This is a genomic window from Thiobacillus sp. 65-1402, assembly GCF_001897685.1.
Lineage (GTDB): Bacteria > Pseudomonadota > Gammaproteobacteria > Burkholderiales > Thiobacillaceae > Thiobacillus.
The window spans coordinates 1-9625 of the sequence record NZ_MKUG01000096.1; the positions used below are offsets into that span (position 1 = coordinate 1).

General features: G+C 66.4%; 9 protein-coding genes and 1 pseudogene. 6 read left to right on the forward strand and 4 right to left on the reverse strand.

The window, feature by feature from the left end; translation table 11 throughout:
• The 3 genes and pseudogenes from BGO62_RS07970 to BGO62_RS07980 form a co-directional block, all read left to right on the forward strand.
• Positions 1 to 536, forward strand: a pseudogene (locus tag BGO62_RS07970) (succinate--CoA ligase subunit alpha); the annotation flags it as partial.
• Positions 533 to 2146: an NAD+ synthase gene (locus BGO62_RS07975; RefSeq protein WP_296641017.1), complete on the forward strand. Its 1614-nt coding sequence runs from the start codon at positions 533 to 535 to the stop codon at positions 2144 to 2146. The pseudogene BGO62_RS07970 and the gene BGO62_RS07975, both read left to right, overlap by 4 nt.
• Entirely contained in the window at positions 2143 to 2481 is a 339-nt protein-coding gene (locus tag BGO62_RS07980; protein WP_296641020.1) for a P-II family nitrogen regulator, read from the forward strand. Before BGO62_RS07975 ends, BGO62_RS07980 begins: the two co-directional genes overlap by 4 nt.
• Before the next feature lie 20 nt (positions 2482 to 2501).
• Here the strand turns inward: BGO62_RS07980 and BGO62_RS07985 are convergent, their stop codons facing one another.
• Positions 2502 to 3347, reverse strand: coding sequence for an outer membrane protein assembly factor BamD (locus BGO62_RS07985; RefSeq protein WP_296641022.1), 846 nt, complete (start codon positions 3345 to 3347; stop codon positions 2502 to 2504).
• Between BGO62_RS07985 and rluD the strand changes: the two genes are divergently transcribed.
• Both rluD and pgeF read left to right on the forward strand, forming a co-directional pair.
• Positions 3346 to 4323 (forward strand): 23S rRNA pseudouridine(1911/1915/1917) synthase RluD, encoded by a 978-nt coding sequence (gene rluD, locus BGO62_RS07990; RefSeq protein WP_296641025.1) that lies wholly within the window; start codon positions 3346 to 3348, stop codon positions 4321 to 4323. The genes BGO62_RS07985 and rluD overlap by 2 nt on opposite strands.
• Positions 4320 to 5039, forward strand: a complete 720-nt coding sequence (gene pgeF / locus BGO62_RS07995) for a peptidoglycan editing factor PgeF (RefSeq protein WP_296641029.1) — start codon at positions 4320 to 4322, stop codon at positions 5037 to 5039. The genes rluD and pgeF overlap by 4 nt, the downstream gene beginning before the upstream one ends.
• Before the next feature lie 4 nt (positions 5040 to 5043).
• Here the strand turns inward: pgeF and BGO62_RS08000 are convergent, their stop codons facing one another.
• The 3 genes from BGO62_RS08000 to nadC are packed head-to-tail and all read right to left on the reverse strand — an operon-like array spanning position 5044 to position 7209.
• The gene (locus BGO62_RS08000; protein WP_296641031.1) at positions 5044 to 5901 is read right to left on the reverse strand and encodes a DNA ligase; all 858 of its coding nucleotides are present in this window, start codon (positions 5899 to 5901) and stop codon (positions 5044 to 5046) included.
• Positions 5889 to 6371, reverse strand: coding sequence for a GNAT family N-acetyltransferase (locus BGO62_RS08005; RefSeq protein ID WP_296641032.1), 483 nt, complete (start codon positions 6369 to 6371; stop codon positions 5889 to 5891). The genes BGO62_RS08000 and BGO62_RS08005 overlap by 13 nt, the downstream gene beginning before the upstream one ends.
• Positions 6364 to 7209 (reverse strand): carboxylating nicotinate-nucleotide diphosphorylase, encoded by an 846-nt coding sequence (gene nadC, locus BGO62_RS08010; protein ID WP_296641036.1) that lies wholly within the window; start codon positions 7207 to 7209, stop codon positions 6364 to 6366. Before nadC ends, BGO62_RS08005 begins: the two co-directional genes overlap by 8 nt.
• A gap of 70 nt (positions 7210 to 7279) precedes the next feature.
• Between nadC and clpB the strand changes: the two genes are divergently transcribed.
• On the forward strand, positions 7280 to 9625 hold a 2346-nt coding region (gene clpB / locus BGO62_RS08015; RefSeq protein WP_296641039.1), incomplete at its 3' end, for an ATP-dependent chaperone ClpB.

Below are 9625 nucleotides of genomic sequence, written 5' to 3' on the forward strand. Positions count from 1 at the left end.
CCAACGGCGCCAAGCTGATCGGCCCCAACTGCCCCGGCATCATCAGCTCGGGCGAATGCAAGATCGGCATCATGCCCGGCGCCATCCACAGCAAGGGCAAGATCGGCATCGTCTCGCGTTCCGGCACGCTCACCTACGAAGCGGTGCATCAGACCACGCAACTCGGACTGGGGCAGTCGACCTGTGTCGGCATCGGCGGCGACCCGATCAAGGGGCTGGATTTCATCGATTGTCTTGAAATGTTCGAGGCGGACCCGCAGACCGAGGCGGTGATCCTGGTCGGCGAAATCGGCGGCAGCCGCGAGGAAGAGGCGGCCGAATACATCCGTTCCAATATGAACAAACCGGTCGCCGCCTACATCGCCGGCCGCACCGCCCCCAAGGGCAAGCGCATGGGCCACGCCGGCGCGATCATTGCCGGCGGCAGCGGCACGGCGGACGCGAAAATCCGCGCGCTGGAAGCCGCGGGCGTCGTCGTGGCGCAGAGCCCGGCGGGCCTGGGCGAAGCCGTGCAGCTGGCGCTCGGCGCTCGATGAAACTCGCCGTCGCGCAGATCAATCTCACCGTCGGCGACATCGCGGGCAACACCGACAGATTGCTTGCCGCCGCGCGCGAGGCGCATGCGGCAGGCGCGGCCTTGCTGCTTACGCCGGAAATGTCGATCTGCGGCTACCCGGCGGAAGACCTGGTGCTGCGGCGCGATTTTTGCGAGGCCTGCGCCGCTGCGCTGGGGAAAATCGCAGACGAGGCGCCGCGCGAACTTGCGCTGATCGTCGGTTACCCCGAGCGCACCGACGATGGCCTGTTCAATGCGGCGGCGCTGCTGCGCGGCGGCCGCATCGAGGCGGTGTACCGCAAGCACCACCTGCCGAATCATTCCGTGTTCGACGAACAGCGCGTGTTCGACAGCGGCGACGCGCCCTGCGTGTTCAGCTGCGGCGGGGTGAATTTCGGCCTCAATATCTGCGGCGATATCTGGGAGCCGGGGCCGGCAACGCGGGCGATGGAAGCCGGCGCCGACTGGCTGCTGGTGCCGAACGCCTCGCCGTTCCATCTTAACAAGGAGCGCGAACGCCATGTGGTCGCGCGATCGCGCCTCGTCGAAGCCGGCCTGCCGATCGTTTACGCCAACCTGGTGGGTGGGCAGGACGAACTGGTGTTCGACGGCGCGTCGTTCGCGGTCAGCGCCGGAGGCGAGGTGGTGGTGCAGTGCCCGGCCTGGCGCGAGGGGCTGTTTTATCTGGACATCGCGGGCAACAGCTGCAGCGGCCCCCGGCATGGCCTGCAGGCCGAAGCGGCGGCGGCCTACGACGCGCTGGTGCTGGCGGTGCGCGACTACGTCGGCAAGAACGGCTTCAAGGGGGTGCACCTGGGATTGTCGGGCGGCATCGATTCGGCACTGACGCTGGCTATTGCTGCCGATGCCCTGGGGGCGGAGCGTGTGCATGCGGTGATGATGCCGTCGGACTACACCGCCCCCATCAGCATCGAGGATTCGCGCGACATGGCGCAGCGGCTCGGCGTGCGCTATTCCGAAATCGCCATCGGGCCGATATTCGACGCTTTCGTGGCGCAGCTGGCCGGCGAGTTTGCCGGGCGGGCGGCGGACACCACTGAAGAGAATCTGCAGGCGCGCGCGCGCGGCACGCTGCTGATGGCGCTGTCCAACAAATTCGGCTCGCTGGTGCTGACCACCGGCAACAAGAGCGAAATGGCGACCGGTTACGCGACCTTGTATGGCGACATGGCGGGCGGCTTCGCCGTGTTGAAGGATGTGTCGAAAACTCTGGTTTACCGGCTGGCGAATCACCGCAACAGCCTGTCGGCAGTCATCCCGCAGCGCATCATCGACCGTCCGCCGTCGGCCGAACTGCGCCCCGACCAGACCGACCAGGACAGCCTGCCGCCGTATGACACGCTCGACGCCATCCTGGCGGCCTACGTCGAGCGCGACCTGGCGGCGCGCGACATCGTCGCGCTGGGCTACGACGCCGCTATAGTGAAAAAAGTCATCCGCATGGTCGACCTCGCCGAATACAAGCGCCGCCAGGCGCCGCCCGGCCCGCGCATCACGCCGCGCAATTTCGGCAAGGACCGGCGCTATCCGATCACCTCGAAATACCGACCCGAAAGGGAACTGTCATGAAAAAAATCGAAGCCATCATCAAGCCGTTCAAGCTCGACGAAGTGCGCGAAGCGCTGTCCGAACTCGGCGTGACCGGCCTGACCGTGACCGAGGTCAAAGGCTTCGGCCGCCAGAAAGGCCACACCGAACTGTATCGCGGTGCCGAATACGTGGTGGATTTTCTGCCCAAGGTGAAGGTCGAGATCGTCGTCGCCGACAGCTTGCTGGATCGCGCGATGGAGGCGATCATCACCGCCGCGCGTACCGGCAAGATCGGCGACGGCAAGATTTTCGTGACGGCGGTGGAGCAGGTGGTGCGGATACGCACCGGCGAGTCGGGCGAAGCGGCGGTCTGATCCGCCGCCGCGCTAATCGATCACCAGAACCGGTACCACGCCTTGCCCTCGGTGCTGACGCCCTTGGCGTACTTGCTGTTGGGGAAGTTGAGCGCCAGCACCCGCTGCGCATCGTCTCGCAGATCGGTCAGTTTCAGCTTGTCGTAGGCCACCACCATGATCGCCAGCGCTTCTTCCAGGGCGGGGGCTTCGGGGTAGGTTTTCAGCACTTCCTTGGCGCGATTGGCGGCCGCAACCCAGGCTTCGCGTTTCAGATAATATTTGGCGACGTGGACTTCGTTGCCGGCCAGCGCGTTGACCAGGTATTTCATGCGGGCGGTCGAATCGGCGGCGTATTTGCTGTCGGGGAAGCGGGAGGTCAGTTCCTTGAACGCGAGGAACGCATCGCGCGCGGCCTTGGGGTCGCGTTCGCTCATGTCCTGGTCGACCAGATTGCCCAGCAGGCCGAGGTCGTCGTTAAAATTCGCCAGGCCCTTCAGATAGTAGGCGTAATCGACGTTAGGGTGATTGGGGTGCAGCTTGATGAAGCGGTCGCACGCGGCAATGGCGGAAATCGGCTCATTGTCCTTGTAGTAGGCGTAGGCGACTTCGAGCTGGGCCTGCTGTGCATAGCGGCCGAACGGGTAGCGCGACTCCAGCGTCTCGAACAGCTTGACCGCCCGTTCGTAGTTGCCCTCGTTGAGATTGTCTTTCGCATCGGCATAGAGCTTCTGCGCCGACCAGCCCGCGGTTTCATCCTTGACCTCGGGCAGCAGTCCGCAGCCGCCCAGGGTGAGCGCAGCGGCCAGCAGCGCGCCGCCCAGCGCCCGTTTGAAGCCGGGCGCCCGATTGAATGTAGTAAAACCGGATGAACGTTGCTTAAGCATGGAAAAAGACACAGAAAATTCGTCGACCGATTATAAGGGAAATAGCGAAAGCGATATCCGCCAGCTGGTGATCCCGGATGCGCAGGGCGGCCAGCGCCTGGACCAGGCCCTGGCCGCCCTGCTGCCGGAGTTTTCGCGTAACCGCATCCAGAACTGGATCCGTGCGCGCAAGATCGCGGTGGACGACGCCTGGGGCACGACCAAGATGAAGGTCAGCGGCGGCGAGGCGGTGCGGGTCGAAATCGAGCCCGATCCGAACGCCACCCCCGACGCGCCGGAAGCCATCCCGCTCAACGTGGTGTTCGAAGATCCGGTGCTGCTGGTCATCGACAAACCGGTCGGGCTGGTGGTCCATCCCGGCAGCGGCAATCCGCGCGGCACGCTGTTGAACGCGCTGCTGCACCGGGTGCCGCAGTCGGCCGAGCTGCCGCGCGCCGGCATCGTGCACCGGCTCGACAAGGATACCTCCGGCCTGCTGGTCGTCGCCAAAACCCTGCAAGCCCATACCGACCTGGTGCGCCAACTGCAGGCGCGCACTGTCAAGCGCGAATACCTCGCCCTGGTGTATGGAGAGGTCGACCACGCGGGCACCGTCGATATGCCGCTGGCGCGCGATCCGCACAACCGCACCAAGCGTACCGTGCACAGCATGGGCAAGCAGGCGGTCACGCATTACGACGTGGTCGAACGCTTCCCCGGCGTGACGCTGCTGCGCTGCCGGCTCGAAACCGGCCGCACCCACCAGATCCGGGTCCACATGCAGCACATCGGCCACCCGTTGGTCGGCGAACAGGTCTACAGCGCCAGCCGCCGCAGTCATCTCAAGATTCCGTTCCCGCGCCAGGCGCTGCACGCCGAGCGACTGGGCCTGATCCACCCGATCACCCAGGAATTCATGCAGTGGGAGTGTCCGCTGCCGCCCGACTTCGCCTCGCTGCTGCAGGCGCTGCGCGACAACACCGGCTGGGGCAAATGAACCCGATCGTTCCCGACTGGCCCGCGCCGGCGCGGGTAAAAAGCCTGATGACCACCCGCGCGGGCGGGGTGAGCCGGGCGCCGTGGGCAAGCCTCAACCTGGGCGATCACGTCGGCGACGACCCGGCCCACGTCGCCGCCAACCGCGCGAAGCTAAGGGAGCAACTTCCCGCCGAACCGGGCTGGCTCAACCAGGTGCACAGCGCCCGCGTGGTCGAACTCGGCCGCGACACCGAGCGCGAAGCCGACGCTTCGTTCACCTGCCAAGTGGGAGAAACCTGCGCCGTGCTCACCGCCGACTGCCTGCCGGTGCTGTTCTGCGACCGCGCCGGCAGCGTCGTCGCCGCCACCCACGCCGGCTGGCGCGGGCTGGCCGGCGGCGTACTCGAAGCCACCGTGGCTGCGATGCAGGTGCCGCCGGATGAAATCCTCGCCTGGATGGGGGCCGCCATCGGCCCGCAGGCGTTCGAAGTGGGCGACGAGGTGCGTGAGGCCTTCGTCACGCAGCACCCCGTGGCCACCGCGGCCTTCGCACCGCACGCGCCGGGCAAGTGGCTCGCCGACATCTACCAACTGGCGCGCATCCGCCTTGATCATGTGGGCGTGCAAGCAGTCTACGGCGGCGGGCGCTGCACCTTCAGCGAGACTGGCACTTTTTTTTCCTACCGCCGCGACGGCGTGACCGGGCGGATGGCGTCGCTGATCTGGCTCGAATAAGCCGTTAGAAATCTTCCCTGACGCGCAGATAGCGCGGAAACCGCGGTACCCCGTTTTTCGTCAGCTGCTGATAGCGATAGGTGATGCGCGTGCCGATGGGGGGCGGCTGGCGGCGCAGCGCGTCGGAGAGCCCGCTGCCGATGCGGAAGCGCTTGCCGTCCGGCGTTTCCATTTGCAGCGCGCCGGTCATGCCCCGATATTTGCCGTTGCCGGGGAGGTGGCCGACGACGACTGCTTCGGCATCCTGCCAGGGCTTCAGCTTCAGCAGCACATCGCTGCGGCCGGTCCGATACGGCGCGTCGGCGCGGTGCAGCATCAGGCCTTCGCCTCCTGCGCGCAGCACGGCATCCAGGCGTTGCATCAGCTCGCTCTTGTCGGCCACGCGCGCCTGCTCGACGGCCTGCAGCCAGGGCACGCCGGCCCGGGCAAGCACCGCCTGCATCTGCCGGACGCGTTCGCTGAAATCGCCCGCCGCGCCGGGCAATTCGAAAATCAGGTAGCGCACCTGCCGCCATTCGGCGTCCACCGGCTCGATCCGGCGCACCGTGCCCGACAGCGCATCGAACCGACCGCGTGCGATCCACAATTCACCGTCCAGCGGCAGCGCCGGAAAATTCGCGGTGAACCACGCCGGTGCAGGAACCAGGCCGCCGCTGCGAAAGCGCAGGGTGCGGCCGTCCCACTGGGCGCGCACGCCGTCGAATTTCTCGCTCACCCAGTATTGGCTGGGGTCGACGTCGCTGGCATAGACCTCGGCCAGGAGCATGGCCGGGGCATCCGGCGGCGTATCGCTCCATGCCGGCTGGATGGCCAGCACCAGCGCCAGCCACAGTGCGGAAAGGGCGCGTATCAAGCCAGCCACTTCTGCATGAACTGCGCGTCGCCCATGGCGGGATCGAGCCGGTAGTCGTCGAATCCCAGCTTTTCGTAGAGCGCCCGCGCGGCACGGTTGCCGGAGAGCACCTCCAGGGTCAGCTTGCAGGCGCCGCGTTCGCGCGCGATGGCCTCGACCTCGGCGAACAGTCGCGCCGCAATACCGCGGCCGCGATGGCTGGGCATGACAACGACATCGTGCACGTTGACCAGCGGGGCGCAGGCGAAGGTTGAAAAGCCCTCGATGGCGTTGACGAGGCCGACCGGCGTGGCGCCGTCGAACGCCAGCACGCTGAAGATGAAGGGGCGCGCGGCGAGTTCCCCGATCAGCCTGCCGCGGGCGAAGTCGCTGAGTGGCGCGCCGCCGCCCGCCGGCTCGCGCGCGTAATGGTCGAGCAGGTCGATCAGTGCGGATGCGTGTACGGGGTCGTCGTAGCGGGCGCGGACAAGCTCAATCATCGGCGTCGATGCGCATCGACAGGTCGACTGCCCGGATGTGCTTGGTGAGGCCGCCGATGGAAATGCGGTCGACCCCGGTTTCGGCCACTGCGCGCACCGTCTCCAGCGTGATGTTGCCGGAAGCTTCGAGCAGGGCGCGGCCGTGGGTGAGCTGTACCGCGTGGCGCAGGTCGGTCAGGCTGAAGTTGTCGAGCAGGATCAGTGGCGCGCCGGCGGCGAGGGCCTGAACGAGCTCGTCGAGGTTTTCCACCTCGATCTGCACGCTGACCTTGTCTTCCGCCAGGCGGAACGCGGTGTCGAGCACTTGCGCGATGCCGCCTGCCGCCGCGATGTGGTTTTCCTTGATCAGGATGCCGTCGAAGAGACCCACGCGCTGGTTCTGTCCGCCGCCGGCCCGCACCGCGTATTTCTCGGCGATGCGCAGACCGGGCAGGGTCTTGCGGGTATCGAGGATGGCGGCGTGGGTGCCGCGCACCGCCTCGACATAGGGCCAGGTGGCGGTGGCCACCGCCGACAGCGTCTGCAGGAAATTCAGCGCCGGGCGTTCAGCGGTCAGCAGCGCGCGGGCGTTGCCGCCGATGTCCACCAGCACGTCGCCGGCAGCGACGGCGACGCCCTCGTCGACCCGCCAGTCGAGGATGCAGGCGGGGTCGAGCGCGCGAAAGCAGGCGTCGAACCACGGCCGCCCGGCGACCACGGCGGATTCGCGGGTGATGACGCGGGCGCGGGCGGTTTGCGCTGCGGGGATCAGCTGGGCGGTAAGATCGCCGCTGCCGACGTCTTCGGCCAGCGCGCGCGCGACATCGGACAAAACCTGTTCTACATTCAATTCAGACATAAAGGGTTGAAATCGCTCGGCAAGGCATCATTTAGCTGACATTCAATATACCTTAAGCACGAGGTCACCCATGCGTTTCGACAAGCTCACCACCCAGTTCCAACAGGCGTTTTCCGACGCGCAAAGCCTCGCCGTCGGCGGCGACCATGCCTACATCGAGCCGCAGCATCTGCTGCTGGCGCTGCTGAACCAGGAAGGTGGCGGCGCCGCAGCCATCCTGTCGCGCGCCGGGGTGCAGGTGGCGGCCCTGAAAGCGTCGCTGGCCCAGGCGCTGACGCGGCTGCCGAAGGTGGCAGGCCAAGGCGGCGAAGTGAGCATCTCGCGCGAACTCAACAACCTCTTGAACCTCACCGACAAGGAGGCGATGAAGCGCAACGACGCTTTCATCGCGTCCGAACTGTTCCTGCTGGCGGCGCTCGACGACAAGGGCGAAACCGGTCGCCTGCTGAAGCAGCACGGCGCCCAGAAGGCGGCGCTGGAACAGGCGATCCAGGCGGTACGCGGCGGCGAGGCGGTGCAGTCGCAGGAAGCCGAAGGCCAGCGCGAGGCGCTCGCCAAGTACACGCTGGACCTCACCGCGCGCGCGCGCGAAGGCAAGCTCGATCCGGTGATCGGGCGCGACGACGAAATCCGCCGCTCGATTCAGATCCTGCAGCGCCGCACCAAGAATAACCCGGTGCTGATCGGCGAGCCCGGCGTCGGCAAGACTGCCATCGTCGAAGGCCTGGCGCAGCGGATCGTTAACGACGAGGTGCCGGAAACGCTCAAGGGCAAGAAAGTGCTGGTGCTCGATCTCGCCGCATTGCTCGCCGGCGCGAAATATCGCGGCGAATTCGAGGAGCGTCTGAAAGCGGTGCTGAAGGAGCTGGCGATGGATGCCGGCCGCTACATCGTCTTCCTCGACGAGCTGCACACCCTGGTCGGCGCCGGCAAGGCCGAAGGCGCGATCGACGCCGGCAACATGCTGAAGCCTGCGCTGGCGCGCGGCGAGCTGCACCTGATCGGCGCGACCACGCTCGACGAATACCGCAAGTACATCGAGAAGGACGCGGCATTGGAGCGTCGCTTCCAGAAGGTGCTGGTCGACGAGCCCTCGGTCGAGTCGACCATCGCCATCCTGCGCGGCCTGCAGGAGCGCTACGAACTGCACCACGGCGTCGACATCACCGATCCGGCGATCGTCGCCGCGGCGGAACTCTCGCACCGCTACATCACCGACCGCTTCCTGCCCGACAAGGCGATCGACCTGATCGACGAGGCCGCCGCGCGCATCAAGATGGAAATCGACTCCAAGCCGGAGGTGATGGACAAGCTCGACCGCCGCATCATCCAGCTGAAGATCGAGCGCGAGGCGGTGAAGCGCGAAACCGACGAGGCCTCGCAGAAACGCCTGGCGCTGCTCGAGGAAGAGATCGACAAGCTCGGCCGCGAATACGCCGACCTCGAAGAGGTGTGGAAGGCCGAGAAGGCGCACGTGCAGGGCAGCGCCCACATCAAGGAAGAGATCGACCACCTGCGCGGCGAAATGGCCGAACTGCAGCGTAAGGGCCAGTACGACAAGCTCGCGGAGATTCAATACGGCAAGCTGCCGCAGCTCGAAGCGCAGCTGAAGACGGCCGAAGCCAGCGGCGAGAAGCCGGCGTTCAAGCTCTTGCGCACCGAAGTCGGCGCCGAGGAAATCGCCGAGGTGGTGTCGCGCGCCACCGGCATCCCGGTGGCCAAGATGCTGCAGGGTGAGCGCGACAAGCTGCTGCACATGGAAGACAAGCTGCACGGCCGGGTGGTGGGGCAGGACGAGGCCGTGCGCGTCGTCTCCGATGCCATCCGCCGCTCGCGCGCCGGACTCTCCGATCCCAACCGGCCGCTCGGCTCGTTCCTGTTCCTCGGCCCCACCGGCGTCGGCAAGACGGAGCTGTGCAAGACGCTCGCCGAATACCTGTTCGATTCCGCCGACCACATGATCCGCATCGACATGAGCGAATTCATGGAGAAGCACTCGGTCGCGCGCCTCATCGGCGCGCCGCCCGGCTACGTCGGGTACGAGGAAGGCGGCTATCTGACCGAGGCGGTGCGCCGCAAACCCTATTCCGTCATCCTGATGGACGAGGTCGAAAAGGCGCACCCGGACGTCTTCAACGTGCTGCTGCAGGTGCTCGACGACGGCCGTTTGACCGACGGCCAGGGCCGCACCGTCGACTTCCGCAACACCGTGATCGTGATGACGTCCAACCTCGGCAGCCAGATGATCCAGCAGATGGCGGGCGACGACTACCAGGTGGTGAAGCTCGCCGTGCTGGGCGAGGTGAAGTCCTACTTCCGCCCCGAGTTCATCAACCGCATCGACGAGGTCGTGGTTTTCCACGCGCTGTCCGAAGGGCACATCGCCAGCATCGCGCGCATCCAGCTGCAGGCGCTG